Source organism: Pseudomonas sp. B35(2017), from assembly GCF_002113645.1.
Classification (GTDB): domain Bacteria; phylum Pseudomonadota; class Gammaproteobacteria; order Pseudomonadales; family Pseudomonadaceae; genus Aquipseudomonas; species Aquipseudomonas ekonensis.
This window is the reverse complement of the sequence record NZ_NEIZ01000002.1, coordinates 104,577-130,726: the sequence shown is the minus strand read 5'-3', so window position 1 is coordinate 130,726 and position 26,150 is coordinate 104,577. Positions and strand designations below refer to the sequence as shown.

Sequence of the window (26,150 nt, the reverse complement as noted above, 5' to 3'; positions counted from 1 at the left end):
AAGCGACGCACTCCAGACGGCCTTATCGCGCCGTCGAATTCCGCGAAAACCTTCGCCTATTGGAAAAACGCGACATTTAGTGTCAATATCGCGCCTTCCCCTATTTCGTCGCCCCCGTGCGGCTTACGCCGCAGGTCTCGCCCGTTGTTAAGAAAAACAAGGCTTTGAGCATCTGCGGTCCGTAGCAAAAAGGTAGTCAATGATGAGCGCAAGGCACTTTCTCTCCCTGATGGATTGCACGCCCGAAGAGCTGGTCAGCGTGATCCGTCGAGGCGTTGAGCTCAAGGACCTGCGTAACCGCGGCGTACTGTTCGAGCCCTTGAAAAACCGCGTCCTGGGGATGATCTTCGAGAAGTCCTCGACCCGCACCCGGATCTCCTTCGAGGCCGGCATGATCCAGCTCGGCGGCCAGGCGATCTTCCTGTCGCCGCGCGACACCCAACTGGGTCGCGGCGAGCCCATCAGCGACTGCGCCATCGTCATGTCGAGCATGCTCGATGCGGTGATGATCCGCACCTTTGCCCACAGCACCCTGACCGAATTCGCCGCCAACTCCCGGGTGCCGGTGATCAACGGCCTGTCGGACGACCTGCACCCGTGCCAGCTGCTGGCCGACATGCAGACGTTCCTCGAGCACCGCGGTTCGATCCAGGGCAAGACCGTGGCCTGGATCGGCGACGGCAACAACATGTGCAACAGCTATATAGAAGCGGCGATCCAGTTCGACTTCCAGTTGCGCGTGGCCTGCCCGGAAGGCTACGAACCCAACCCTGAATTCGTCGCCCGCGCCGGCGACCGCGTGACCATCGTCCGCGACCCGCAGGACGCCGTGCGCGGCGCGCACCTGGTGAGCACCGACGTCTGGACCTCCATGGGCCAGGAAGAGGAGACCGCCAAGCGCCTCAAGCTGTTCGCGCCGTTCCAGGTCACCCGGGCCCTGCTGGACCTGGCCGCCGAGGACGTGCTGTTCATGCACTGCCTGCCCGCACACCGCGGCGAAGAAATCAGCCTCGACCTGCTTGACGACCCGCGCTCCGTCGCGTGGGATCAGGCAGAAAACCGTCTCCACGCACAGAAGGCCCTGCTCGAGTTCCTCGTCGAACCGGCATATCACCACGCATGAGCCATGAATTACTGCTGAACCTGCGCAACCTCGCTTGCGGCTATCAAGACCAACGCGTGGTGCAGAACCTCAATCTGCACCTCAACGCCGGTGACATCGGCTGCCTGCTCGGCTCCTCCGGCTGCGGCAAGACCACCACCCTGCGCGCCATCGCCGGCTTCGAACCGGTGCACGAAGGGGAAATCCAGCTCGGCGGCGAGACCCTCTCCAGCGCAGGCTTCACCCTCGCGCCGGAGAAGCGCCGGATCGGCATGGTGTTCCAGGACTACGCGCTGTTCCCGCACCTGAGCGTGGCGGACAACATCGCCTTCGGCATCCGCAAGCATCCGCACAAGGAGCGCGTCACCGAAGAGCTGCTGGAACTGGTCAACCTGAAGAACCTGGGCAAGCGTTTTCCCCATGAGTTGTCCGGCGGCCAGCAACAACGTGTCGCCCTCGCCCGCGCTCTGGCGCCGGAGCCGCAGTTGCTGCTGCTCGACGAGCCGTTCTCCAACCTCGACGGCGAACTGCGGCGCAAGCTCAGCCGCGAAGTGCGGGACATCCTCAAGGCCCGAGGCACCAGTGCGATCCTGGTGACTCACGACCAGGAAGAGGCCTTCGCGGTCAGCGACCACGTCGGGGTGTTCAAGGAAGGCCGGCTGGAGCAGTGGGACACGCCCTACAACCTGTACCACGAACCGGCGACCCCGTTCGTCGCCAGCTTCATCGGCCAGGGCTACTTCATCCGCGGCCAGCTCAGCAGTCCGGAGTCGGTGCAGACGGAGCTGGGCGAACTGCGCGGCAACCGGGCCTACACCTGGCCGGTGGGCGGTGCAGTGGACGTGCTGCTGCGGCCGGACGACATCGTCCATGCCCCGGACAGCGCGCTCAAGGCGCGGATCGTCGGCAAGACGTTCCTCGGCGCTTCGACGCTGTACCGCCTGCAACTGCCGACCGGCGCGCAGCTGGAATCGATCTTCCCCAGCCACGAGGATCATCAGGTCGGCGCCGATGTGGGCATCCGCGTAGCCGCCGAACACCTGGTGCTGTTCCAGGCCTCGGGCAGCATGGCGGCGCAGATCCCGGCGTTGGAGAGCGGCGTGCGGCGGTACAGCACCGCCCACTGAATCAAGCCAATCCCTTTTCCGCAGTGCCGGCCCTATCGCTGGCAAGTCGAGTCGTCGCACCGCAGCTCCCACAGGTTATTGTGGTGTACAGGGATTCTGCGAACACCGTGATCCCTGTGGGAGCCAGCCTGCTGGCGATGGCGGGGAGTCAGTCACCCAGATATCGGCAGTGCCGACGCCATCGCTTGCAGGCTACTTCAGCGTCAAAGTGCCGCTGGCCACCAGCGTCGCATGCCCACCGATCTTCACCCGCTCGCCTTCCAGCCGGCAGAACAGTTCCCCGCCCCGCGCCGAACGCTGGCAGGCGGTGAGGCGGGTTTTGCCCAGCCGCTTGGACCAGTAGGGAATCAGGCTGCAATGGGTGGAACCGGTGACCGGGTCTTCGTTGATGCCGATGGCCGGGGCAAAGTAGCGCGAGACGAAGTCATGCTGGCTGCCCCGCGCGGTGACGATGGCGCCCAGCCACGGCAGTTTGGCCAGGGCGGCCATGTCCGGTTTGCAGTCGAGCACGGCCTGCTCCGACTCCAGCACCACCATCAACTCGTTGGAACTCAGGACATCCACCGCCTGAACGTTCAGCGCCCGCTCGATCTCCACGGTGACGCCCCGCTCCACTGCTTCGATGGCCGGGAAGTCCAGCCACAGCGTGTCGCCTTCGCGGCTCACGCTCAACGGCCCGGACTTGCAGGTGAAGTCCAGACGTTCGACGGTTTCCTTATAGATGTCGAACAGCACATGGGCGCTGGCCAGGGTCGCATGGCCGCACAGCGGAACCTCGGTGGTCGGCGTGAACCAACGGATGTGCCAGGCCTGCCCTTCGCGCACCAGAAACGCGGTTTCCGCCAGGTTGTGCTCGGCGGCGATCTTCTGCATCAGATCGTCCGCAAGCCAGGCATCGAGCCGGTAAACCATCGCCGGATTGCCGCTGAACGGCCGATCGCTGAACGCATCGACCTGATGAAACGCTAGCTGCATAACCTTCTCCCTTTGTCTGTCGGCCGAGCATGCCGTGGCGACCGGTTCCGCGCCAGAGACAGAGTCCGCCGATTTCCGTCATACAGAGTCGATGCGTCTTACGCGCGGCCGATGTCGGCGAACCGGGCCTGGGTGTGTTCGGCCAGCACCGTCGGCGCCAGTTCGACCTCCAGCCCACGGCGGCCAGCGCTGACATAAATGGTCGCAAAAGGTTGGGCCGAGCTGTCGATGAACGTGCGCAGGCGCTTTTTCTGCCCCAGCGGGCTGATGCCGCCGAGCAAATATCCCGTGGAGCGTTGCGCCGCCGCAGGATCGGCCATTTCGACTTTCTTCACCCCCGCCGCGTGGGCCAGCCCCTTGAGGTCGAGGCTGCCGACGACCGGCACCACCGCCACCAGCAGCTCACCCTTTTCGCTGGCCGCCAGCAGCGTCTTGAACACCTGAGCCGGATCCAGCCCCAGCTTTTCCGCGGCCTCCAGCCCGTAGGAGGCCGCCTTGGGATCATGTTCGTAACTGTGCACGCGATGTTCGGCACGAACTTTTTTCAACAAGTCCAACGCAGGGGTCATGGCAGCTCCAGGCTCGGCGGTCAGGGAAAAGCGATGCGCCGGATTCTAGGCCATCGAAGCGCAAAAGGCTCTACCACAAGCCACGATTCCTGTGGCCTGCAGACACGTTTCACGCGCAGGCGGAAAATCGCCCGCCCGATCATTCATGCGACTGATAGTTTATTTGTGACCGACGGTTCACTTTCGACCTTTGACAGCAGTGTTTCTTGTCTATATTTTTTCGAATCTGAATAATGCAGCAAATGTCTTCACCGCAGCACCCAGCAGCAGACCGGGAACAGGATGGGGATCCTGCCCCGGTGAAAATCGCGCCTTGCCCCGTCGGCAACCGCGCCAGACAACAAAAAGAACCGAGGTTTTCAATGACAACTGCGTTACGGCAACCATCACTCTCGGGCCAGTGCCTGGCCGAGTTTCTGGGTACTGCACTCCTGATCTTCTTCGGCACCGGCTGCGTCGCGGCGCTCAAGGTCGCGGGCGCCAGTTTCGGCCTGTGGGAAATCAGCATCATCTGGGGCGTCGGCGTGAGCATGGCGATCTACCTCACCGCCGGCGTGTCCGGCGCGCACCTGAACCCGGCCGTGAGCATCGCGCTGACCCTGTTCGCCGACTTCGACAAGCGCAAGCTGCCCTTCTACATCCTTGCCCAGGTCGCCGGCGCGTTCTGCGGCGCGCTGTTGGTGTACACGCTGTACAGCAACCTGTTCTTCGATTTCGAACAGACCCACCACATGGTGCGCGGCACCCCGGCCAGCCTGGAACTGGCGGGCGTGTTCTCGACCTTCCCGAACCCGGTGCTGTCGACCGCCCAGGCGTTCCTGGTCGAGGTGATCATCACCGCGATCCTGATGGGCGTGATCATGTCCCTGACCGACGACAACAACGGCCTGCCGAAAGGCCCGCTGGCGCCGCTGCTGATCGGCCTGCTGATCGCCGTGATCGGCAGCGCGATGGGCCCGCTGACCGGCTTCGCGATGAATCCGGCCCGCGACTTCGGCCCCAAGCTGATGACTTTCTTTGCCGGCTGGGGTGAAATTTCCTTCACCGGCGGACGCGACATTCCGTATTTCCTGATTCCTGTTTTCGCACCGATCGTCGGTGCCTGCCTCGGCGCCGCCGGGTACCGCGGGCTCATCGCCCGTCACCTGACCGGCGCCACACCTGCTACAAAGGATGCAGAACCGGCCATTGACGGCAAACCGAGAACCTCTTGATCCCGTCGGCGCAGGTTCCTGCCCCTTGCGAACCTGCGCCCCGGCCCACTCTCCCTTTTTATCGTCCAAGGCAATCGACATGACCGACACACAGAACAAGAACTACATCATTGCCCTCGATCAGGGTACGACCAGCTCCCGCGCGATCATCTTCGACCGCGACGCGAACGTGGTCTGCACCGCCCAGCGCGAATTCGCCCAGCATTACCCGCAAGCCGGCTGGGTCGAACACGACCCGATGGAGATCTTCGCCACCCAGAGCGCGGTGATGGTCGAAGCCCTGGCGCAGGCCGGCCTGCACCACGACCAGGTGGCCGCCATCGGCATCACCAACCAGCGCGAGACCACCGTGGTCTGGGACAAGAACACCGGCCGCCCGGTGTACAACGCCATCGTCTGGCAGTGCCGCCGCAGCACCGAGATCTGCCAGCAGCTCAAGCGCGACGGCCACGAGCAGTACATCCGCGACACCACGGGCCTGGTCACCGACCCGTACTTCTCCGGCACCAAGCTGAAGTGGATCCTGGACAATGTCGAAGGCAGCCGCGAACGCGCGCGCAACGGCGAGCTGCTGTTCGGCACCGTCGACAGCTGGCTGATCTGGAAATTCACCGGCGGCAAGGTCCACGTCACCGACTACACCAACGCCTCGCGCACCATGCTCTTCAACATCCACACCCTGGAGTGGGACTCCAAGATGCTGGAACTGCTGGACATCCCGCGCGAGATGCTGCCGCCGGTCAAGGCCTCGTCGGAAATCTACGGCCGCACCAAGAGCGGCATCGCCATCGGCGGCATCGCCGGCGACCAGCAAGCCGCCCTGTTCGGCCAGATGTGCGTGGAGCCAGGCCAGGCGAAGAACACCTACGGCACCGGCTGCTTCCTTTTGATGAACACCGGCGACAAAGCGGTGAAGTCGCAGCACGGCATGCTCACCACCATCGCCTGCGGCCCACGCGGCGAAGTGGCCTACGCCCTGGAAGGCGCGGTGTTCAACGGCGGCTCCACCGTGCAGTGGCTGCGCGATGAGCTGAAGATCGTCAACGACGCCCACGACACCGAATACTTCGCCAACAAGGTCAAGGACAGCAACGGCGTGTACCTGGTGCCGGCCTTCACCGGCCTGGGCGCGCCGTACTGGGATCCGTATGCCCGCGGCGCCCTGTTCGGCCTGACCCGCGGCGTGCGCGTGGACCACATCATCCGCGCCGCGCTGGAGTCGATCGCTTACCAGACCCGCGACGTGCTCGACGCCATGCAGCAGGACTCCGGCGAACGCCTCAAGGCCCTGCGCGTGGACGGCGGCGCCGTGGCCAACAACTTCCTGATGCAATTCCAGGCCGACATCCTCGGCACCCAGGTGGAGCGCCCGAAAATGCGCGAGACCACCGCCCTCGGCGCCGCCTACCTGGCCGGCCTGGCGTGCGGTTTCTGGGGCAGCCTGGACGAGCTGCGCGACAAGGCGGTGATCGAACGCGAGTTCGCGCCGACCCTGGACGAAGCCGCCAAGGAAAAGCTCTACAAGGGCTGGAAAAAGGCCGTCAGCCGCACCCGCGACTGGGAGCGCGAAGACGCTGAATAAGCCAAGCTTGAGATCCCGATAGGGTCCGAACTTGGCCGGGAGGTGATTCCTGCGGCATCATGGGCAAATTTTGCACGGCAGCCCAAAGGAAGCCCCATGAATCTGCCTCCCCGTCAGCAGCAAATCCTCGAACTGGTCCGCGAACGCGGCTATGTCAGCATCGAGGAAATGGCCACGCTGTTCGTAGTCACCCCGCAGACCATCCGCCGCGACATCAACCAGCTCGCCGAAGCCAACCTGCTGCGCCGCTACCACGGCGGCGCCGCCTACGACTCCAGCGTCGAAAACACCGCCTATGCGATGCGCGCCGACCAGATGCGCGACGAAAAGCAACGCATCGGCGAAGCCATCGCCGCGCAGATCCCCGATCACGCCTCGCTGTTCATCAACATCGGCACCACCACCGAATCCATCGCCCGTGCCCTGCTCAACCACAGCCACCTGAAGATCATCACCAACAACCTGCACGTCGCCTCGATGCTCAGCGCCAAGGATGACTTCGACGTGCTGCTGACCGGCGGCAATGTGCGCCGCGACGGCGGCGTGGTCGGCCAGGCCAGCGTCGACTTCATCAACCAGTTCAAGGTGGACTTCGCCCTGGTCGGCATCAGCGGCATCGACGAGGACGGCAGCCTGCTCGACTTCGACTACCAGGAAGTGCGGGTGTCCCAGGCGATCATCGCCAATGCCCGGCAGGTGATCCTGGCGGCCGACTCCAGCAAGTTCGGGCGCAACGCCATGATCCGCCTCGGCCCGATCAGCCTGATCGATTGCCTGGTCACCGACCAGCAGCCGGTGCCGGCGCTGATGCAACTGCTGAACCAGCACAAGGTTCGCCTGGAAGTCGTCTGACCCCTTCGTTGCTCGGCGTCTTCACTGACGCCACGCGGGCAAGCCCGCTCCCACAGTGTCATCAGCTCTGTGAACGACAAAAGCCCTGTGGGAGCGGGCTTGCCCGCGATGGCGATCTCACAGGCGCCCCCATCCGCGCTCTAACGCGCACTTCATGTTCGAATATTTTCTTTTGGCCGCCCTTCGATGAGTTTTTTCAATCGAAGGCGACTGGCTGCGCGCGACTTTATGGGCTACCATTTTCGCAAATGAACATTCATGTTCGATTTCCAAACAGAAAACTAAAAGATCCCGAGGCCCGCCGATGCCCACTTCTACCTTGCCTACGCCCCCTCTTTCCGAGGTCTACGACATCGCCGTGATCGGCGGCGGGATCAATGGCGTGGGGATCGCAGCGGATGCCGCCGGTCGCGGCCTCTCGGTGTTCCTTTGCGAAAAGGACGACTTGGCCAGCCACACCTCTTCGGCCAGCAGCAAGCTGATCCACGGCGGCCTGCGCTACCTCGAACATTACGAATTCCGCCTGGTGCGCGAAGCCCTGGCCGAACGCGAAGTGCTGCTGGCCAAGGCGCCGCACATCGTCAAGCCGATGCGCTTCGTGCTGCCGCACCGCCCGCACCTGCGTCCGGCCTGGATGATCCGCGCCGGCCTGTTCCTGTACGACCACCTCGGCAAGCGGGAAAAGCTCGCTGGCTCCAAGAGCCTGAAGTTCGGCGCCGACAGCGCGCTGAAGAGCGAAATCAGCAAGGGTTTCGAATACTCCGACTGCTGGGTCGATGACGCCCGCCTCGTCGTGCTCAACGCCATGGCCGCCCGCGAGAAAGGCGCGCACATCCACACCCGGACACGCTGCGTCAGCGCCCGCCGCACCAAGGGCCTGTGGCACCTGCACCTGGAACGCGCCGACGGCAGCCTGTTCTCGATCACCGCCAAGGCCCTGGTGAACGCCGCCGGCCCATGGGTCGCCAAGTTCATCCGCGACGACCTGAAGATGGAATCGCCTTACGGCATCCGTCTGATCCAGGGCAGCCACATCATCGTGCCGAAGCTGTACGAAGGCGATCACGCGCACATCCTGCAGAACGAGGACCAGCGCATCGTCTTCACCATTCCGTACCTCAACGGCCTGACCCTGATCGGCACCACCGACCGCGAATACACCGGCGACCCGGCGCAGGTGGCGATCACCGACGGCGAAACCGATTACCTGCTCAAAGTGGTCAACGCCCACTTCAAGAAGCAGATCGGCCGCGAAGACATCCTGCACACGTATTCGGGCGTACGTCCGCTGTGCAACGACGAGTCCGACAACCCGTCGGCCGTGACCCGCGACTACACCCTGGCGCTGTCCGGCGGCAGCGAAGAGGCGCCGCTGCTGTCGGTGTTCGGCGGCAAGCTGACCACCTACCGCAAGCTGGCCGAGTCGGCGATGGCGCAACTGATGCCGTACTTCACCCAGATGCGCCCGAGCTGGACCGCCGGCGCCACCCTGCCGGGCGGCGAAGACATGACCACCCCGCAGGCGCTGTGCGCGCTGATCCGCGACAAGTACGACTGGGTGCCGACCGAGATCGCCCGTCGCTGGGCCACCACCTACGGCAGCCGCACCTGGCGCATGCTCGAAGGCGTGGAGACCCTGACCGACATGGGCGAGCACCTGGGCGGCGGGCTCTACACCCGCGAAGTCGATTACCTGTGCAGCGAAGAGTGGGCCACCAGCGCACAGGACATCCTGTGGCGCCGCAGCAAGCTGGGCCTGTTCACCACTGCCGACGAGCAGCAGAAGCTGGCGGCCTACCTGAACAAGGTCGAGCAGAACCGCAGCAAGACCGAAGCGGCCTGATCCGGGCAGCGCTCAAACGAAAGCCCCTGAATCGCAGGATTCAGGGGCTTTTTTGTGCCTCGTCAGTCAGCCAGGTGCAGCAGCAGGAAATCGATGAACGCCCGGGACTTGTGCGGCAGGTGCGCGGTGTTGGGGAACACCACGTTGATCGACTGCGACGGCAGCGCATGATCCGGCAACAAACGGACCAGGCGACCGCTGGCGATGTCGTCCTCGACCACCCAGCCCGGCAGCACCGACACGCCGAGCGACGACAAGGTCATCGAGCGGATCGCCGTGGAGGAGTTGGATTCGAAATGGCTGGTGCCGTGAATCTCGCTGCCGATGCCTTGGGCATCGCGCAACAGCCATTGGGTCGGCGCCTGCAGATTGCTGTTTGCGATCCACGGCACGCCGTTCAGGTCCTGGGGCTGCGCCACAGGATGACGCTCCAGGAACGCGGGCGTGGCGACCAGCACGATGTCGTAGTCTGCCAGCTTGCGGCTCTTGAACGCCGAGTCGGCCAGGTTGCCGAGGCGTATCACCAGATCAAGTTTTTCGGCCACCAGATCATTCAACGAAGAGTTGAAGTTATAGCTCAGGCGCACTTCCGGATAACGTTCTATAAACAAGGGAATCAACGGCAATATATAGCGCTCGCCATATTCGCTGGTCGAACTGATTCGTAACTTTCCGGACACCCGGTTATTGCCCTTCAATACATTATCAAAGGCATTGTCGATATCCGCGACAATGCCTTTGAACTCTTCATAGAAGTCTTGGCCTATTTCAGTCAGCGATATGCTGCGGGTGTTGCGGATCAGCAGGGTCGCCGAAAGAACTTCCTCCAGCGCCTTGACATGCAGGCTGGCCATGGCTTTGCTGATACTCAGGTAATTCGCGGCCTTGGTGTAGGAGCCGAAATCGACCACCGCGAGAAATGTCTGAACCCGATTAAGATGAGAATGCATGGCGGTAGAGTTCACTGTTCAATCCTTTCAAACATTGTTTTAAGCATAGTCGTATCGACACCCCAAGTCCATCGCCCCTATGCTTGACGGGAAAGAGGAAACAACATGAACTATCGCTACAAAATCGCGCTGATCTTTCTGATCGGCTTTTTTATTGACTGCATAAACATATTCATGTCGGCCGTGGCCTTGCCGAGCATATCGGCAACTTTGCAGGTCAGCAGTTCTTCCGTGGCCTGGGTGGCGAACGCCTACATTCTGGGCCTGACCCTGATCATTCCCGTCAGCACCTGGCTGGCCGGCCGCTTCGGCAGCCGCGAGATCCTCACCCTCTCGATGCTGGTGTTCACCGGTTCCGTGTGGATGTGCGGCCTGGCCGACAGCTTCCATGAACTGGTGATCTGGCGCTTCGTCCAGGGCATCGGCGGCGGCCTGCTGATTCCGGTGGGCCAGGCGTTGACCTTCAACCTGTTCCAGGGCGAACAGCGGGCCAAGATCTCGACGATGGTGATGGCCGTGGCCCTGATCGCCCCGGCGATTTCGCCCACCGTCGGCGGCATCATCGTCGACACCAGTTCATGGCGCTGGGTGTTCTACAGCAACATCCCGTTCTCGCTGATCGCCGCCGGCCTGTCGTGGTTCTGGATCCGGGAGACCAAACCGACCAGCCTGGCCCGCCCCGACATCGTCGGCCTGCTGCTGGTCAGCGCCGCCCTCGGCAGCCTGCTGATGGGCATGTCGCTGTACGGCGGCGACTACCCGGCCGCCACCGCCCTCGCTTGCCTGGCGGCGGGCCTGATGTTCGTCGCGCTGTACCTGCTGCACTACCGCCGCACCCGCGACGCGATCATCGACCTGAGCCTGCTGCGCAGCAAAAGGCTCAGCACCTCGATCTTCATCTATTACGCGATTCCCGGCGTGTTCACCGGGGTCAACCTGATGAGCATCTTCTTCCTGCAGAACACCCTGCATTTCAGCGCCCGCCTGACCGGGATGTTCATGATCCTCTACGCCGCCGGCGCGTTCATCGCGATGACGGTCTGCGGCCGGGTCTACAACCGGGTCGGCGCCAAGCGCCTGTTCACCCTCGGCATGCTCCTGCACAGCGCCGGCATCGCCACCCTGATGCTGGTGGACGCGCCGACGGACACCTGGGTGATCGTGATCGCCTACTGCCTGATGGGCACCGGCGGCGGCATCGGCGCCAACACCGCGCAGACCACGTCGCTGATGGACTTCAAGGGCGGCGACACGCACAAGGCCAGCGTGATCTGGAACATCAACCGGCAGATGTCCTTCAGCGTCGGCGCGGCCCTGTTCCTGATGATCTACAACCTGCTGCTCAAACAGCTCGACTCCACCCCGGCCTATCACGCGACCTTCGCGATCGCCGCGCTGGCCGGGCTGTTCCCACTGTTCCACATGAGCCAACTGAACCCTCCAAAGGAATGCCATGAACAACAACCCGGTTGAACAAGCGCGCCACAGCGTCCATCACGTGCATGAGCTGATCCACCGTGTCTTCACCGATGCCGACGGCACCGGCGAAGCCGCCATCGCCCCGCTGATGGATGTCTTCACCGAAGACTTCAGCATGGTCACCACCTCCGCCGCCGTGGTCGGCCGGGCCCAGGTCGAACAACTGTTCAAGGGCGCGGTCGGCGCCCGTCCGGGCCTGGAGATCGTCATCAGCGACCTGCACACCGTCTGGCGCGAAGGCGCGACCGTGGCCCTGCGCTACAAGGAAACGCATCACCAGAACCAGCGCGAGACCTCGCGCATTTCCGTGGCGATCCTGCGCGTGCACCACCACAGCACCCAATGGCTGTACCTGCACGAAACGCCTTTGCCCCAGGAAACCCCGGCATGAAGTTCACCGTCACCCACTGCCGGATGCTGTCGGCGTCCATCAAGGAAATCACCGTCAGCGGCCCGGCGGCCCCCGCCGCCTCGGCCCATGCCGGTGCCCATTTCAAATGGCGGATGCCTGAATCCGGCGACTGGCGCCACTACTCGACGGTGGAGCTGGACGAGGCCGCCGAAGGGCGTTTCACCTTTGCCGTCCGCCTCTCGGACGACTCGCCCAGCAGCCGCTACATCCGCTCGCTGAAGGTCGACGACACCGTCGAGCTCGACGGCCCGTTCAACACCTTCGACTACCCGCTCAGCGTCGAGGCCGGCCGGGACATCGCCATCGCCGGCGGCATCGGCATCACGCCGCTGACCGGCATCCTGCGCCACCTGACGGCGCTGGAGCGCACTGCGCACCTGCACTACTTCGCCCGCAGCGCCGAGGACGCGGCCTACGCCGACGACCTGCGCACGCTGCTGCAGGATCGGATGAACCTGCACCTGTCCGGCCAGCGTCCGGCGCTCGGCCAAGTGCTCGCCGACCTCACCCCCGAGGACCGCCTGTACGTCTGCGGCCCGGCCGCGATGCTCAGCGAAATCCTGAGCCACGCCCAAAGCGCCGGCCTGCCCCGCGAGCGCATCCACCTGGAAGTGTTCAACCTCGCCAAGGACGACGGTGCGCAAGGCTTCACGGTCGAGGCCGCCGAGTCCGGCGTGAGCCTTGAGGTCGGCCCCGGCCAGACCCTGCTCGAAGCCCTGGAGGCCGCCGGCCTCGATCCGATCTACGACTGCCGCCGGGGCGAGTGCGGCGTCTGCGCGCTGGACGTGCTCGAAGGCGACGTCGATCACCGCGATTTCATCATGAGCGAACAAGAAGCGGCCTGCAGCGCACGGATGTATCCCTGCGTCTCCCGGGCGAAGAGCTCCCGCCTGAAGCTGGCGATCTGAAGAGGACACCCCCGTTGGACAACTATTTCAATGGCAGAGAAGTGCACAAGTCTCTGTTCCTTGATCAGCGACTTTTCGAACAGGAACAGCAGCGGGTGTTTGCCGCCAGCTGGTGCTACCTGGGCCACGACAGCCTGATCCCCGAGGCCGGCGACTACTTCACCGCCACCCTCGCCGCCCAGCCGTTGGCCATGGTGCGCCAGAAGAACGGCGACATCGTGGTGCTGCACAACCGCTGCCCGCACAAGGGCGTGAAGGTGCTGGCCGAAGCCCGCGGCAACGTCGGCCGCTTCATGCGCTGCCCGTACCACGCCTGGACGTTCAAGACCGACGGCGAGCTGATGAGCATCCCGGTGAAGAAGGAATACGACGACTGCGACCTGAGCAGTTGTTCGGCCGGCAAAGGCATGCGCCAGGTGGCGGCGGTACGCAACTACCGTGGTTTCGTGTTTGTGCGCCTGAACGAGACCGGCATCGGCTTCGAGGAATTCTTCGGCGAGTCGCTGTCGACCCTAGACAACATGGTCATGCGCTCGCCCAAGGGCGAACTGCGCGTGGTCGGCCAGCCGCTGCTGCACCGCCACCGCTGCAACTGGAAGATGGTGGTCGACAACCAGACCGACACCTGCCACCCGATGATCGCCCACGAATCCTCGGCCGGCGAAGCCATCCGCCTGTGGAAGGAAACCGGCGACCAGAACCTTCCGGTGCCGATGGCGGTGGAGCTGTTCTCGCCGTTCATGGGCTCCTATGAATTCTTCGCCGGCATGGGCATCCGCGTCTGGCCCAACGGCCACGGGCACACCGGGGTCAGCAACTCGATCCACAAGGCCTACACCAGCATTCCCGGCTACTGGGACCTGATGGTCGAGAGCTACGGCGAAGAACAGGCCCAGGCGATCCTCGACGACACCCGGCACAACACCGTCTATTTCCCCAACCTGATGGTCAAGGGCCCGATCCAGACCCTGCGGGTGATCCGCCCGGTCAGCGCGACGGAGACCATCGTCGAGTCGTGGATCTTCGAACTGCAAGGCGCCCCGGTGCAGTTGCTCGAACGGACCGTGCAGTACAACAACCTGATCAACTCACCGTGCTCGATGGTCGCCCACGACGACGTGGAGATGTACGAGCGCGCCACCGAGGGCCTGCGCAGCGACGCCAACGAATGGGTCAACGTCGCCCGCCTGTTCGCGCCGGGCGAGGCCCACGACGAGACCCGCGTGGTGTCCGGCACCAGCGAACGGGCGATGCGCAACTTCTACGACCACTGGCAAAACCTGATGCGGGACGACCATGCACGAACCCACTGAACGGGCCGTCGAGCGCTTGCTCGAGACCGAAATGCACCTGCTCGACCAACAGGACTTCGACGCCTGGCAAAAGCTGCTGAGCGACGACTACACCTACTGGATCCCCATGACCCGTGAGCAGCGGAGCCCGCTGCACGAGTCCTCGCTGGTGTACGAAGACCGCTTCCTGACCACCCTGCGCATCAACCGCCTGGCCAATGCCCGCAACTTTTCCCAGCAGCCGAAAAGCCGCTGCCTGCACATCGCCCAGCGGCCGCGGATCACCGTCGAGGAGCCGTCCTACAGCGCGACCGCCAGCAGCAACCTGATGTACTGCGAGGCCCGCGGCGATCAGGAATGGCACTACCCCGTCACCGTCGAGCACCGGCTGATCCACCTCGACGGCCAGTGGAAGATCCAGGGCAAAAAGATCCTGCTGCTCAACCCCGCCCGCGCCCTCGAAAGCCTGCAACTCATCATCTGACCGACCGAGAATTCCCCCTGTGACTCCCATGAACAACGACTCCAGCCAGGGCGCCGCGTGCCTGTCTTTCCCCTACGTCGACCTGCTGTACGACTACGGCCAGTTCCTGCGCAACGCCGACAAGGCCATCGGGCATCTGCCGCCTGAAAGCGCCGACAAGCACATCGGCATCATCGGCGCCGGCCTGACCGGGCTGGTGGCCGCCTATGAACTGCTGCGCGCCGGCGCCCGCCGCGTGACCCTGTTCGAAGCCGAACCGAGCCACATCGGCGGCCGCCTGCTGACCCAGTGCTTCGACGAAGAGCAACCGCAGTTCATCGCCGAGATGGGCGCTATGCGCTTCCCGCCGAGCGAGGTGGGGCTGTTCCATTACCTCAACCGCTTCGGCATCCACACCACCAACACCTTTCCCGACCCGGGCGTGGTCGACACCGAACTGCACTACCGCGGCGAAACCCACCACTGGCCGGCGATGCAGCCGCCGCCGGCGCTGTTCCGCACCGTGCACCAGGGCTGGAGCGCGTTCCTGAGCGAGGGCGCGACCCTGGACGACGGCACTCGCCTGGCCCCGCCCCTGCTGCTGACCGAACTGCTCAAGCAGCACAACTACTGCGAAGTGCAGCCGGAATGGCAACGCTACCTGGACTGCTTCGGCGACAGCTCGTTCTACTCGGCGATGGTGCGCATCTTCACCGGCAAGAACCCGCCGGGCGGCAAGGCCTGGCGCAAGCCGGAGGACTTCCACCTGTTCGGTTCCCTGGGGATCGGTTCCGGCGGCTTCCAGTCGGTGTACCGGGCGTCCTTCACCGAGATCCTGCGCCTGGTGGTCAACGGGCTGGAGGTCAACCAACGGCTGGTGCCCAACGGCATCTCGACGCTGGCGGAACTGATCGCCGACACCTCGTTCAACGGCATGCAGCTGCGCGACATGATCTGCCGCACCCGCATCGAATCGATCGACAAGGATGCGGACGGCCAGATCCTGCTGGCCGGCAGCAACGGCGAGACCTACGCCTGCGACCGAGTGATCACCACCGCCACGACCCGCGCCCTGCAGGTCAACCTCAAGCTCACCCAGGACCAGACGTTCGTGAACCGCGACGTGGCCCGGGCGATCAACGAAACCCACATGGTCGGCTCGTCGAAACTGTTCATCCTCACCAAGGACAAGTTCTGGCTCAAGCATGGCCTGGCGCACAACATCCAGACCGACACCCTGGTCAAGGGTGTGTACTGCCTGGACTACGCCCCGCAGGATCCGGATTCCTGGGGCGTGGTGCTGATCAGCTACACGTGGGAGGACGACTCGCACAAGATGGTCTCGATGACCGACAAGGTGCAGCGCTGCCTGCGCCTGGTGGACGAGCTGGCGATGAGCGCGCCGGAGTTCGCCCGCCACCTGGTGCCGCTCAACGGCGACTACGGGCGCTACGTGCTCGAATACGATTGGCTGACCGACAAGCACGCCCTGGGCGCGTTCAAGCTGAACTTCCCCGGCGACGACATCTATTCCGAGCGCCTGTTCTACCAGTTCCGCACCGCCCTCGACGCCAGCCAAGACACCGGCCTGTACCTGGCCGGCTGCGGCGCCTCGTTCACCGGCGGTTGGGCCGAAGGCTCGATCCAGACCGCCCTGAACACGGCCTGCGCGGTGATCAGCAGCCTGGGCGGCGACCTGATCGACGGCAATCCCCTGGACGGCCTGATGCCCCAGTACCGCTATTGCTGACCGGGCCCCTCTCCCTTTCGCCGAGACTTTCCATGAACAGTCGCTTATCCATTGAACACCTCGTCGCCGGTTTCCGCGCCGGCGACCTCTGCCCCGACGCCTGGCGGCAGGACCTGCGCGAACGGCACCAGGACGCGCAGCACCTGAACAGCTTCATCACCTTCGACCCGGCATCGCCTGCGGCGGACCGCAGCGCACCGCTCTACGGGCTGCCGGTGTCCTTCAAGGACAACATCAATGTCCGTGGCCTGCCGACCACCGCCGGCACGCCGGGCCTGAATGGTTACGTGCCGCAGGCGGACGCGGGCATCGTGGCGGATCTGCGCCGGTTGGGTGCGCAGGTCGTGGGCAAGAACAACATGCACGAACTGTCGTTCGGCGTGACCTCGGCCAACCACGCCCATGGCGCGGTGGCCAACCCGGCCGACGAGCGCCGCAGCGCCGGCGGCAGCAGCGGCGGTTGCGCCGCTGCCGTGGCCGCCGGGCTGGTGCCGTGCGCGGTGGGCACCGACACCGGCGGTTCGGTGCGCATCCCGGCGGCCTTCTGCGGGATCGTCGGCCTGCGGCCCACCACCGGCGCCTACCCGGTGGACGGCATCGTGCCGGTCTCCCAGACCAAGGACACCCCGGGCCTGCTGACCCGCACCGTGGAAGACTGCCAGTTCGTCCACCATCACCTGACCGGCCGCGGCCCTGCCCCACAGCCGGAAAACCGGCCGCTGCGCATCGGCATTCCGGAACGTTTCTTCTGGTCGGACCTGGATGACAACGTGCGCCGCGACTGCCGGCGCGCGATCGACGCGCTGGCCGACCGGGGCGCGGAGATCGTGCCGGTCAACGACGCGGCCCTCGGCGAGATCAACGAGTGCATCCAGTTTCCGTTGCCGATCTATGAGTTCTTCATCGACTTCCCGCGTTTCCTGATGAAGGAAGGGCGCGGCGGGGCGTTCCTCGACATCCTCGCGCAGATCGCCGACCCGGCCATCCGCAGGACCCTCACCGCCCAGCTGGAAAGCCCGGCGATCTCCTACACCGACTACGTGCAGGCATTGATGGGCAAAGTGCGGCTGGAGCAGGAATACCGTGCGCTGTTCGCCGGGAATCGGCTGGATCTGATCGCCTACCCGACGGTGGCGTGCAGTGCGCCGCTGTTGGGCGATTGCGCGGACGAAAGCCATTTCGAGCGGTTCGTGCGCAACACCGACCCGGCCAGCAACCTGGCGGCGCCGAGCATCAGCGTGCCGGTGGCGGCCGAAGGGGCGCTGCCGGTGGGCCTGTCGTTCGATGCGTTGCCGGGGCAGGACGAGGTGCTGCTGGCGCACGTACGCCGGCTGTCGCCCTGGCTGGGCACCAGCTGAACCCAGCCCCTGTGGGAGCGGGCTTGCCCGCGAAAGCGGTGCATCGGCCATCAGGGATGTCACTGATGCACCGCACCCTCCATAACAATACCTATGCAGGCCCCGCCATGCGTGCCACATCACTTGCTTCATCCGCTTCACCCGCCGCACTCGGACGTTCGCCCTCGGTGCTCGGCGGCGCCATGATCATCGGCGGCACCATCGTCGGCGCCGGCATGTTCTCCTTGCCGGTGGTCATGTCCGGGCTGTGGTTCCACGGCTCGGTCGCGGTGCTGCTGTTCGCCTGGTTCTGCACCCTGCACTCGGGCCTGATGATCCTGGAGGCCAACCTCAACTACCACGAAGGCGCCAGCTTCTCGACCATCACCCGGGACCTGCTCGGCCGCACCTGGAACCGACTCAACGGCCTGAGCATCGTGTTCGTGCTCTACACCCTGACCTACGCCTACATTTCGGCCAGCGGTTCGGTGATCCACCACACCGCGCAGTCGATGGGCGTCGAGCTGTCCGCACGGGTTGCCGGGCTGGCGTTCACCGTGCTGGTGGCCTTCACCGTCTGGCTCAGCACCTCGGCGGTGAGCCGCATGACCACCTTGGTGTTCGGCGCCAAGATCCTCGCCTTCTTCCTGACCTTCGGCGGCCTGCTCGGCCATGTGCAGCCCGTCACGCTGCTCAACCTGGGCGACGGCGACCACCGCTACTGGCCGTACCTCTTGGTGACGCTGCCCTTCTGCCTGACCTCGTTCGGCTTCCACGGCAACGTGCCCAGCCTGATGAAGCACTACGGCAAGGACCCGCGGCGCATCCGCGCCTGCCTGGTGGGCGGCACCCTGATCGCGCTGGGCCTGTACCTGGTGTGGATGCTGTGCAGCATGGGCAACATCCCCCGCGAAGCGTTCAAGGACATCGCCCGGCAAGGCGGCAACATCGACGTGCTGATCAGTGCGCTGGGCTCGCGGCTCGACAGCGCGAACGTCGACCTGCTGCTGACGTTCTTCTCCAACTTCGCCGTGGCCTGTTCGTTCCTCGGCGTGACCTTGGGCCTGTTCGACTACCTGGCCGACGTGCTGAAGTTCGACGACCGCCCCGCCGGCCGCCTGAAGACCGCCGCCGTCACCTTCCTGCCACCGATGCTGTGCGGGTTCCTGTGGCCGGAGGGCTTTCTCCACGCCATCGGCTTCGCCGGCCTCGCTGCCACCGTCTGGGCGGTCATCACCCCGGCGCTGCTGGCACGTGCTTCGCGCATCCGCTTCGACAGCCCGCGCTACCGGGTATGGGGCGGCACGCCGATGATCGCGTTGGTGCTGCTGTTCGGGGTGGCCTGCGCGGTGTCGCACCTGCTGTACACCCTGGATCTGTTGCCGGTGTGGCGCTGATCCTCTGCCATTCGGTTTTCCGAACGCGACCCGACGGTCGGTTCGGTTAACCGGATCAGAAAGGCGAAAAAACGCCATCACAAAAAGTTAATCCCCAATCAAATCAATGAGTTGAACCAGCGCAACTGGTCTGGCACGACTCATGCTCTACACTCTTCCGACGAATGCCTGCCGTGCCGACACGACAGGAGCCGTCAGGCATTCGAAGCACAAAAGGGCCCGCTCAACCGGCTCCATAAAAAAAACAATGTCGAGGAAAATTTGATGCGCATCGTTCCCCATATCCTGGGCGCAGCCATTGCTGCCGCTCTGATCAGCACACCAGTTTTCGCCGCCGAGCTCACCGGCACCCTGAAGAAGATCAAAGAGTCGAACACCGTCACCCTGGGTCACCGCGACGCCTCCATTCCGTTTTCCTACATCGCCGACGCCTCCGGCAAACCGGTCGGCTACTCCCATGACATCCAACTGGCCATCGTCGAAGCCCTGAAGAAGGACCTGGACGCGCCGAACCTGCAGGTCAAGTACAACCTGGTGACCTCGCAGACCCGCATCCCGCTGGTGCAGAACGGCACCGTGGACGTCGAGTGCGGCTCCACCACCAACAACGTCGAGCGCCAGCAGCAGGTCGACTTCTCCGTCGGCATCTTCGAGATCGGCACCCGTCTGCTGTCCAAGGCCGGCTCCCAGTACAAGGACTTTCCGGACCTGGCCGGCAAGAACGTCGTGACCACCGCCGGCACCACGTCCGAGCGCATCCTCAAGGCGATGAACGCCGACAAGCAGATGAAGATGAACGTCATCTCTGCCAAGGACCACGGCGAATCCTTCCAGATGCTGGAGTCGGGCCGCGCCGTCGCGTTCATGATGGACGACGCCCTGCTGGCCGGCGAAGCCGCCAAGGCCAAGAAGGCTTCCGACTGGGCCGTGACCGGCACGCCGCAGTCCTACGAGATCTACGGCTGCATGGTCCGCAAGGACGACGCGCCGTTCAAGAAGGCCGTGGATGACGCCATCATCGCCCTGTACAAGTCCGGCGAGATCAACAAGATCTACGACAAATGGTTCCGGTCGCCGATCCCGCCAAAAGGCCTGAACCTGAACTTCCCGATGAGCGACGAACTCAAGGCCCTGATCGCCAACCCGACCGACAAAGCGGCTGACGACAAGAAGTCCTGATTTCTGACTAACCTTATCCCCTGAAAGGGCCACGGCCCTTTCAGGGGATGGTCACTCCCTGCTGGCACATTTTTGGAACACTCGAACCGGTGGCTGTCGAGCCGATCGTGTGTGCCCGACGTTCGGTCGGGGCGGGAACGGAGTTTCCCCAGGCGGGCACTTGTACATGATCGAATCCGAGGGGAGACCCTAATGAATTACAACTGGGACTGGGGCGTGTTCTTCAAGTCCACCGGCGTGGGCAGCGAGACTTATCTCGACTGGTTCATCTCCGGCCTGGGCTGGACCATCGCCATCGCCATCGTCGCGTGGATCATCGCCCTGCTGCTCGGCTCGCTGCTGGGCATCATGCGCACCGTGCCGAACCGCATCGTTTCGGGCATCGCCACCTGCTACGTCGAACTGTTCCGCAACGTGCCGCTGCTGGTTCAGCTGTTCATCTGGTACTTCTTGGTGCCCGACCTGCTGCCGCCGGACCTGCAGGAGTGGTACAAGCAGGACCTGAACCCGACCACCTCGGCCTACCTGAGCGTCGTCGTGTGCCTGGGCCTGTTCACCGCCGCCCGGGTGTGCGAGCAGGTACGCACCGGCATCCAGGCGCTGCCGCGCGGCCAGGAGTCCGCCGCCCGCGCCATGGGCTTCAAACTGCCGCAGATCTACTGGAACGTGCTGCTGCCCCAGGCCTACCGGATCATCATTCCGCCGCTCACCTCGGAATTCCTGAACGTGTTCAAGAACTCCTCCGTGGCGTCCCTGATCGGCCTGATGGAGCTGCTGGCCCAGACCAAGCAGACCGCCGAGTTCTCGGCCAACCTGTTCGAGGCCTTCACCCTGGCCACCCTGATCTACTTCACCCTCAACATGAGCCTGATGCTGCTGATGCGACTGGTCGAGAAGAAAGTCGCCGTGCCGGGCCTGATCTCCGTAGGGGGTAAATGATGGAATTCGATTTCAGTGGCATCGTCCCGGCCATTCCCGGCCTGTGGAACGGCATGCTGATGACCCTCAAGCTGATGGCCCTGGGCGTCGTCGGCGGCATCGCGCTGGGCACCGTGCTGGCGTTGATGCGCCTGTCCCACAACAAGGTGCTGTCGAACGTCGCCGGCGCCTACGTCAACTACTTCCGCTCGATCCCGCTGCTGCTGGTGATCACCTGGTTCTACCTGGCGGTGCCGTTCGTGCTGCGCTGGATCACCGGCGAAGACACCCCGATCGGCGCGTTCACCTCCTGCATCGTGGCGTTCATGATGTTCGAGGCGGCGTACTTCTGCGAAATCGTGCGGGCCGGCGTGCAGTCGATCCCCAAGGGGCAGATGGGCGCCGCCCAGGCGCTGGGCATGACCTACGGCCAGATGATGCGCCTGATCATCCTGCCCCAGGCGTTCCGCAAGATGACCCCGCTGCTGCTGCAGCAGAGCATCATCCTGTTCCAGGACACCTCGCTGGTCTACACCGTGGGCCTGGTGGACTTCCTCAACGCCTCGCGCGCCGGCGGCGACATCATCGGCCGCTCCAATGAGTTCCTGATCTTCGCGGGTCTCGTCTACTTCATCATCAGCTTCGCCGCCTCGCGGTTGGTCAAGCGTCTGCAAAAAAGGTTCGCCGTATGATCTCTATCAAGAACGTCAACAAGTGGTATGGGGACTTCCAGGTGCTGACCGACTGCAGCACCGAGGTCAAGAAAGGTGAGGTGATCGTGGTCTGCGGCCCTTCGGGCTCGGGCAAGTCGACCCTGATCAAGTGCGTCAACGCGCTGGAGCCCTTCCAGAAGGGCGACATCGTGGTCGACGGCACCTCCATCGCCGACCCGAAGACCAATCTGCCGAAACTGCGTTCGCGCGTGGGCATGGTGTTCCAGCACTTCGAGCTGTTCCCGCACCTGACCATCACCGAGAACCTGACCATCGCGCAGATCAAGGTGCTGGGCCGCAGCAAGGAAGAAGCCACCAAGAAAGGCCTGGCGCTGCTCGATCGCGTCGGCCTCTCGGCCCACGCCCACAAGCATCCGGGCCAACTGTCCGGCGGCCAGCAGCAGCGCGTGGCGATCGCCCGTGCGCTGGCGATGGACCCGATCGTCATGCTGTTCGACGAACCGACCTCGGCCCTGGACCCTGAAATGGTCAACGAAGTGCTGGACGTGATGGTGCAGCTGGCCCAGGAAGGCATGACCATGATGTGCGTGACCCACGAAATGGGCTTCGCCCGCAAGGTGGCCGACCGCGTGATCTTCATGGACGCCGGCAAGATCATCGAAGACTGCCCGAAAGAGGAATTCTTCGGCGACGTGAGCCAGCGCTCGGAGCGCGCGCAGCACTTCCTCGAGAAAATCCTGCAGCACTAAGGAGCACCGCTGACCCTGTGGGAGCGGGCTTGCCCGCGAAGAGGCCGGAACATTCAACCTCACCGTTGACCGATCCACCGCCTTCGCGGCAAGTCCGCTCTTCTAGGGGCTGATTTGTGTTGTGGTTGACCCAAGGCATCTGTGATGAAATGCGACCCCAATCTCTATCGCGCAGCGCCGCCGTCACTTGCCGTGAAACCCCGTCTGATCCGCCATCTGTTCCTGCCGCCGCTGGTCATCGCCCTGATGGTCGGCCTGGGCTGCCTGGGCTTTTGGACCAGCGAGCACTTCGGCATCCGCAGCCTCGGCGAGAACGGCCAGCGCCAGCTGGAACTGCACGCCCGGGCGGTCGAAAGCGAGATCAGCAAATACACCTACCTGCCGAGCCTGCTGGAGCTTGAGACCAGCGTCTCGCAGCTGCTCGACGACCCGACCCCGGAACACCGGCAGACGGTCAACGATTACCTTGAAGGCCTGAACCGGCGCAGCCGCAGCCGGGCCATCTACGTGATGGACACCACCGGCCGGGTCATGGCCACCAGCAACTGGCGCGACGTCGACAGTTACCTGGGCGAAGACCTGTCCTTCCGCGCCTACTTCCAGAACGCCGTGCGCGGCCAGCCCGGCCGTTTCTACGGCATCGGCAGCACCAACGGCGAACCCGGCTACTACCTGGCCCACGGCCTGGAGGAGCACGGCAAGATCATCGGCGTGGCCGTGGTCAAAGTGCGCCTGGAAGCCATGGAGGAACGCTGGCAACGGGCGCGGCTGGAGGCGTTCGTCAGCGACGAGAACGGCATCATCATTCTCTCCAGCGACCCGGCCCGGCGCCTCAAGTCCGTGGTGCCGCTGAGCGACGAGACCAAGGAAAAGCTCGCCCGCAGCCTGCAGTACTACTGGTTCCCGCTCAACGAACTGCAACCGCTGGCCCGCGAGACCCTGGCCGAAGGCGTGGAGAAGCTCACCTTCCCGGCCAACAGCGAACTGGGCAGCGACGAAGAGAGCATCAGCTACCTGGCGCAGACCCGGCCGCTGAGCGACACCCCGTGGAACTTCACCCTGCTCACGCCGTTGCAGGACCTGCGCCGCGAAGCCATCAACCAGGGCATCCTGGTGGCCGTCGCGTTTGCGCTGGTGGCGTTCCTGCTGATCGCCTGGAACGAACGGCGCAAGGTGATCGCCACCCGCCTCGCCGCCCGCGAAGCCTTGCAGGAAGCCAACAATCAGCTGGAGCGACGGATCGCCGAACGCACCGCCGACCTGCGCGCCAGCAACGACCGGCTCAAGGGCCAGATCCGCGAACGGCGCCAGGCCGAGGAAACCCTGCGCCGGGCCCAGGACGAACTGGTGCAGGCCGGCAAACTGGCGGCCATCGGTCAGATGTCCACCAGCATCGCCCACGAACTGAACCAGCCGCTGGCGGCGATGCGCACGCTGTCGGGCAACACCGTGCGTTTCCTTGAGCGCGGCCAGCTCGACGTGGCCAGCACCAACCTCAAGACCATCAACGACCTGATCGACCGCATGGGCCGGATCACCGCCAGCCTGCGCTCGTTCGCCCGCCGCGGCGACGACAAGGGCCGCGCCAGCCTGGGCAAGGCCGTGGACGCGGCGCTGCAGGTGCTCGGCGCCCGCCTGGAGAACACCGCCCTGCAACTGCACCGCCGGTTCGACGACGTGCAGGTGCAGATCGACCAGACCCGCCTGGAGCAGATCCTGGTCAACCTGATCGGCAACGCGCTGGACGCCATGCAGGCGCAGCCGCTGCCGGCGCTGTGGCTGGAAGGCGAAACGTTCGACGGCAAGTACCGCCTGCGGGTGCGCGACAACGGCCACGGCATCGACGCCGAGGCGCGCAAGCACCTGTTCGAGCCGTTCTTTACCACCAAACCCGGCGAACAGGGCCTGGGCCTGGGCCTGACCCTGTCCGCCAGCCTGGCCGCCGCCACCGGCGGGCACCTGGGCGTCGAACACCCGGCCGACGGCGGCACCGCCTTCGTCCTCAGCTTGCCGTTGGCAGGCACTCCACCTGACGAGCCGATATGAACAACGACCTTAGTGTGCTGATCGTCGAAGACGACCCCCATGTGCTGCTCGGCTGCCAGCAGGCCCTGGCCCTGGAGGACATTCCCTGCATCGGCGTGGGCAGCGCCGAAGAGGCGCTGGCGCGGGTCGGCGACGACTTCGCCGGGATCGTCATCAGCGACATCCGCCTGCCGGGCATCGACGGCCTGGAGCTGCTGACCCGGCTCAAGGCCCGCGACCGCAGCCTGCCGGTGGTGCTGATCACCGGCCACGGCGACATCTCCATGGCGGTGGGCGCGATGCAGAAAGGCGCCTACGACTTCATGGAGAAACCGTTCTCCCCGGAACGCCTGGTGGACGTCGCCCGCCGCGCCCTGGAGCAGCGCAGCCTGGCCCGGGAGGTCTCGTCGCTGCGCCGGCAACTGGCCGAACGCGATTCCCTTGAGGGCCGGATCATCGGCCGCTCGCCGGCCATGCAGAACCTGCGCGAACTGATCGCCAACGTGGCCGACACCTCGGCCAACGTGCTGATCGAAGGCGAGACCGGCACCGGCAAGGAACTGGTCGCCCGCTGCCTGCACGACTTCAGCCGGCGCCACGGCAAGGCCTTCGTCGCCCTCAACTGCGGCGGCCTGCCGGAGAACCTGTTCGAAAGCGAAATCTTCGGCCACGAGGCCAACGCCTTCACCGGCGCCGGCAAGCGCCGCATCGGCAAGATCGAGCACGCCGACGGCGGCACGCTGTTCCTCGACGAAGTGGAGAGCATGCCGCTGCCGCTGCAGATCAAACTGCTGCGGGTGCTGCAGGAACGCACCCTGGAGCGGCTGGGCTCGAACCAGAGCGTGGCGGTGGATTGCCGGGTGATCGCCGCCACCAAATCGGACCTCGACGAATCGAGCAAGGCCGGGGAATTCCGCAGCGACCTGTACTACCGGCTCAACGTGGTGACCCTGGAACTGCCGCCTTTGCGCGAGCGCCGCGAAGACATCCTGCAGCTGTTCGAGCACTTCCTGCAGCAGTCGTCGCTGCGCTTCGACCGCACGGCGCCGGAGCTGGACAACCAGACGCTATCGAGCCTGATGAGCCACGACTGGCCGGGCAACGTGCGCGAACTGCGCAACGTCGCCGAACGCTTCGCCCTGGGCCTGCCGGCCTTCAAGAAGTCCGGCGCCGGCAGCGCCGGCCAGGGCCTGGCGTTCGCCGAAGCGGTGGAAGCCTTCGAGCGCAACCTGCTGGGCGATGCGCTGCAGCGCAGCGGCGGCAACCTGACCCAGGCAAGCCAGGAACTGGGCATGGCCAAGACCACGCTGTTCGACAAAGTGAAAAAGTACGGCCTGAGCCATTAAGCGAGAT

Annotated in this window: 23 protein-coding genes; 20 read left to right on the top strand and 3 right to left on the bottom strand. The window is 64.5% G+C overall.

Features of this window, described 5'->3' with window-relative positions:
• Positions 1-202: 202 nt before the first annotated feature.
• On the top strand, positions 203-1,123 hold the full coding sequence (gene argF, locus CAG41_RS04175) for an ornithine carbamoyltransferase (RefSeq protein WP_085580224.1): 921 nt from the start codon (positions 203-205) through the stop codon (positions 1,121-1,123).
• Complete coding sequence (locus tag CAG41_RS04170; RefSeq protein WP_085629460.1) at positions 1,120-2,229, top strand: ABC transporter ATP-binding protein; 1,110 nt, start codon at positions 1,120-1,122, stop codon at positions 2,227-2,229. Before argF ends, CAG41_RS04170 begins: the two co-directional genes overlap by 4 nt.
• A 192-nt stretch (positions 2,230-2,421) precedes the next feature.
• Here the strand turns inward: CAG41_RS04170 and CAG41_RS04165 are convergent, their stop codons facing one another.
• Complete coding sequence (locus CAG41_RS04165) at positions 2,422-3,204, bottom strand: PhzF family phenazine biosynthesis protein (RefSeq protein ID WP_085580220.1); 783 nt, start codon at positions 3,202-3,204, stop codon at positions 2,422-2,424.
• A 98-nt stretch (positions 3,205-3,302) separates the two neighbouring features.
• Complete coding sequence (gene ybaK / locus CAG41_RS04160; protein WP_085580218.1) at positions 3,303-3,773, bottom strand: Cys-tRNA(Pro) deacylase; 471 nt, start codon at positions 3,771-3,773, stop codon at positions 3,303-3,305.
• Positions 3,774-4,135: 362 nt separating this feature from the next.
• On the opposite strand from ybaK, the gene CAG41_RS04155 reads away from it, so the two are divergent.
• The 4 genes from CAG41_RS04155 to glpD all read left to right on the top strand — a co-directional run bounded on the left by CAG41_RS04155 (position 4,136) and on the right by glpD (position 9,264).
• Positions 4,136-4,987, top strand: coding sequence for an MIP/aquaporin family protein (locus CAG41_RS04155; protein ID WP_085580216.1), 852 nt, complete (start codon positions 4,136-4,138; stop codon positions 4,985-4,987).
• 79 nt (positions 4,988-5,066) lie between these two features.
• The gene (gene glpK, locus CAG41_RS04150) at positions 5,067-6,569 is read left to right on the top strand and encodes a glycerol kinase GlpK (RefSeq protein WP_085580214.1); all 1,503 of its coding nucleotides are present in this window, start codon (positions 5,067-5,069) and stop codon (positions 6,567-6,569) included.
• A gap of 96 nt (positions 6,570-6,665) precedes the next feature.
• Entirely contained in the window at positions 6,666-7,421 is a 756-nt protein-coding gene (locus CAG41_RS04145) for a DeoR/GlpR family transcriptional regulator (protein WP_085580212.1), read from the top strand.
• Positions 7,422-7,725: 304 nt separating this feature from the next.
• A complete protein-coding gene (glpD, locus tag CAG41_RS04140; protein ID WP_085706722.1) occupies positions 7,726-9,264 on the top strand; it encodes a glycerol-3-phosphate dehydrogenase in 1,539 nt (512 codons plus the stop codon).
• Between the two features lie 62 nt (positions 9,265-9,326).
• On the opposite strand, the gene CAG41_RS04135 is transcribed toward glpD, so the two are convergent.
• On the bottom strand, positions 9,327-10,214 hold the full coding sequence (locus tag CAG41_RS04135) for a LysR family transcriptional regulator (RefSeq protein ID WP_085580208.1): 888 nt from the start codon (positions 10,212-10,214) through the stop codon (positions 9,327-9,329).
• 105 nt (positions 10,215-10,319) lie between these two features.
• Here CAG41_RS04135 and CAG41_RS04130 point away from each other — a divergent pair, with 105 nt between their 5' ends.
• The 14 genes from CAG41_RS04130 to CAG41_RS04065 all read left to right on the top strand — a co-directional run bounded on the left by CAG41_RS04130 (position 10,320) and on the right by CAG41_RS04065 (position 26,143).
• Positions 10,320-11,687: an MFS transporter gene (locus CAG41_RS04130; protein ID WP_085580206.1), complete on the top strand. Its 1,368-nt coding sequence runs from the start codon at positions 10,320-10,322 to the stop codon at positions 11,685-11,687.
• Positions 11,668-12,084, top strand: a complete 417-nt coding sequence (locus CAG41_RS04125) for a DUF4440 domain-containing protein (protein ID WP_085580204.1) — start codon at positions 11,668-11,670, stop codon at positions 12,082-12,084. The genes CAG41_RS04130 and CAG41_RS04125 overlap by 20 nt, the downstream gene beginning before the upstream one ends.
• A complete protein-coding gene (locus CAG41_RS04120; RefSeq protein ID WP_085580202.1) occupies positions 12,081-13,013 on the top strand; it encodes a PDR/VanB family oxidoreductase in 933 nt (310 codons plus the stop codon). The genes CAG41_RS04125 and CAG41_RS04120 overlap by 4 nt, the downstream gene beginning before the upstream one ends.
• A 41-nt stretch (positions 13,014-13,054) precedes the next feature.
• Positions 13,055-14,326 carry an aromatic ring-hydroxylating dioxygenase subunit alpha gene (locus CAG41_RS04115; RefSeq protein ID WP_256575519.1) on the top strand — a complete coding sequence of 424 codons (1,272 nt, stop codon included), beginning with the start codon at positions 13,055-13,057 and terminating at the stop codon, positions 14,324-14,326.
• On the top strand, positions 14,310-14,789 hold the full coding sequence (locus CAG41_RS04110; protein WP_085636534.1) for an aromatic-ring-hydroxylating dioxygenase subunit beta: 480 nt from the start codon (positions 14,310-14,312) through the stop codon (positions 14,787-14,789). Before CAG41_RS04115 ends, CAG41_RS04110 begins: the two co-directional genes overlap by 17 nt.
• A 28-nt stretch (positions 14,790-14,817) precedes the next feature.
• Positions 14,818-16,518, top strand: a complete 1,701-nt coding sequence (locus CAG41_RS04105) for an NAD(P)/FAD-dependent oxidoreductase (RefSeq protein ID WP_085580196.1) — start codon at positions 14,818-14,820, stop codon at positions 16,516-16,518.
• A gap of 32 nt (positions 16,519-16,550) precedes the next feature.
• Complete coding sequence (locus tag CAG41_RS04100) at positions 16,551-17,876, top strand: amidase family protein (protein WP_085629447.1); 1,326 nt, start codon at positions 16,551-16,553, stop codon at positions 17,874-17,876.
• Between the two features lie 107 nt (positions 17,877-17,983).
• The gene (mtr, locus tag CAG41_RS04095; RefSeq protein ID WP_085706798.1) at positions 17,984-19,252 is read left to right on the top strand and encodes a tryptophan permease; all 1,269 of its coding nucleotides are present in this window, start codon (positions 17,984-17,986) and stop codon (positions 19,250-19,252) included.
• 264 nt (positions 19,253-19,516) lie between these two features.
• On the top strand, positions 19,517-20,431 hold the full coding sequence (locus CAG41_RS04090) for a glutamate/aspartate ABC transporter substrate-binding protein (RefSeq protein WP_085655973.1): 915 nt from the start codon (positions 19,517-19,519) through the stop codon (positions 20,429-20,431).
• A 192-nt stretch (positions 20,432-20,623) separates the two neighbouring features.
• Entirely contained in the window at positions 20,624-21,370 is a 747-nt protein-coding gene (locus CAG41_RS04085; protein WP_016773392.1) for an amino acid ABC transporter permease, read from the top strand.
• Positions 21,370-22,041 carry an amino acid ABC transporter permease gene (locus CAG41_RS04080; RefSeq protein ID WP_085580191.1) on the top strand — a complete coding sequence of 224 codons (672 nt, stop codon included), beginning with the start codon at positions 21,370-21,372 and terminating at the stop codon, positions 22,039-22,041. The genes CAG41_RS04085 and CAG41_RS04080 overlap by 1 nt, the downstream gene beginning before the upstream one ends.
• Positions 22,038-22,772, top strand: coding sequence for an amino acid ABC transporter ATP-binding protein (locus CAG41_RS04075; RefSeq protein ID WP_085580189.1), 735 nt, complete (start codon positions 22,038-22,040; stop codon positions 22,770-22,772). Before CAG41_RS04080 ends, CAG41_RS04075 begins: the two co-directional genes overlap by 4 nt.
• Before the next feature lie 144 nt (positions 22,773-22,916).
• On the top strand, positions 22,917-24,818 hold the full coding sequence (locus CAG41_RS04070) for a sensor histidine kinase (RefSeq protein ID WP_085580187.1): 1,902 nt from the start codon (positions 22,917-22,919) through the stop codon (positions 24,816-24,818).
• The gene (locus CAG41_RS04065) at positions 24,815-26,143 is read left to right on the top strand and encodes a sigma-54 dependent transcriptional regulator (protein ID WP_085580185.1); all 1,329 of its coding nucleotides are present in this window, start codon (positions 24,815-24,817) and stop codon (positions 26,141-26,143) included. The genes CAG41_RS04070 and CAG41_RS04065 overlap by 4 nt, the downstream gene beginning before the upstream one ends.
• Positions 26,144-26,150 lie beyond the last annotated feature (7 nt).

Bases quoted from the DNA above. Each gene is read 5' to 3' on its own strand.
- CAG41_RS04065 (WP_085580185.1), top strand. From the start codon at position 24,815: ATGAACAACGACCTTAGTGTGCTGATCGTCGAAGACGACCCCCATGTG.
- CAG41_RS04130 (WP_085580206.1), top strand. From the start codon at position 10,320: ATGAACTATCGCTACAAAATCGCGCTGATCTTTCTGATCGGCTTTTTT.
- mtr (WP_085706798.1), top strand. From the start codon at position 17,984: ATGCGTGCCACATCACTTGCTTCATCCGCTTCACCCGCCGCACTCGGA.
- CAG41_RS04170 (WP_085629460.1), top strand. From the start codon at position 1,120: ATGAGCCATGAATTACTGCTGAACCTGCGCAACCTCGCTTGCGGCTAT.
- CAG41_RS04110 (WP_085636534.1), top strand. From the start codon at position 14,310: ATGCACGAACCCACTGAACGGGCCGTCGAGCGCTTGCTCGAGACCGAA.
- CAG41_RS04165 (WP_085580220.1), bottom strand. From the start codon at position 3,204: ATGCAGCTAGCGTTTCATCAGGTCGATGCGTTCAGCGATCGGCCGTTC.
- CAG41_RS04145 (WP_085580212.1), top strand. From the start codon at position 6,666: ATGAATCTGCCTCCCCGTCAGCAGCAAATCCTCGAACTGGTCCGCGAA.
- CAG41_RS04155 (WP_085580216.1), top strand. From the start codon at position 4,136: ATGACAACTGCGTTACGGCAACCATCACTCTCGGGCCAGTGCCTGGCC.
- CAG41_RS04075 (WP_085580189.1), top strand. From the start codon at position 22,038: ATGATCTCTATCAAGAACGTCAACAAGTGGTATGGGGACTTCCAGGTG.
- CAG41_RS04120 (WP_085580202.1), top strand. From the start codon at position 12,081: ATGAAGTTCACCGTCACCCACTGCCGGATGCTGTCGGCGTCCATCAAG.
- CAG41_RS04125 (WP_085580204.1), top strand. From the start codon at position 11,668: ATGAACAACAACCCGGTTGAACAAGCGCGCCACAGCGTCCATCACGTG.
- CAG41_RS04090 (WP_085655973.1), top strand. From the start codon at position 19,517: ATGCGCATCGTTCCCCATATCCTGGGCGCAGCCATTGCTGCCGCTCTG.
- argF (WP_085580224.1), top strand. From the start codon at position 203: ATGAGCGCAAGGCACTTTCTCTCCCTGATGGATTGCACGCCCGAAGAG.
- CAG41_RS04105 (WP_085580196.1), top strand. From the start codon at position 14,818: ATGAACAACGACTCCAGCCAGGGCGCCGCGTGCCTGTCTTTCCCCTAC.
- CAG41_RS04080 (WP_085580191.1), top strand. From the start codon at position 21,370: ATGGAATTCGATTTCAGTGGCATCGTCCCGGCCATTCCCGGCCTGTGG.
- glpD (WP_085706722.1), top strand. From the start codon at position 7,726: ATGCCCACTTCTACCTTGCCTACGCCCCCTCTTTCCGAGGTCTACGAC.
- CAG41_RS04070 (WP_085580187.1), top strand. From the start codon at position 22,917: ATGAAATGCGACCCCAATCTCTATCGCGCAGCGCCGCCGTCACTTGCC.
- ybaK (WP_085580218.1), bottom strand. From the start codon at position 3,773: ATGACCCCTGCGTTGGACTTGTTGAAAAAAGTTCGTGCCGAACATCGC.
- CAG41_RS04085 (WP_016773392.1), top strand. From the start codon at position 20,624: ATGAATTACAACTGGGACTGGGGCGTGTTCTTCAAGTCCACCGGCGTG.
- CAG41_RS04135 (WP_085580208.1), bottom strand. From the start codon at position 10,214: ATGCATTCTCATCTTAATCGGGTTCAGACATTTCTCGCGGTGGTCGAT.
- glpK (WP_085580214.1), top strand. From the start codon at position 5,067: ATGACCGACACACAGAACAAGAACTACATCATTGCCCTCGATCAGGGT.
- CAG41_RS04100 (WP_085629447.1), top strand. From the start codon at position 16,551: ATGAACAGTCGCTTATCCATTGAACACCTCGTCGCCGGTTTCCGCGCC.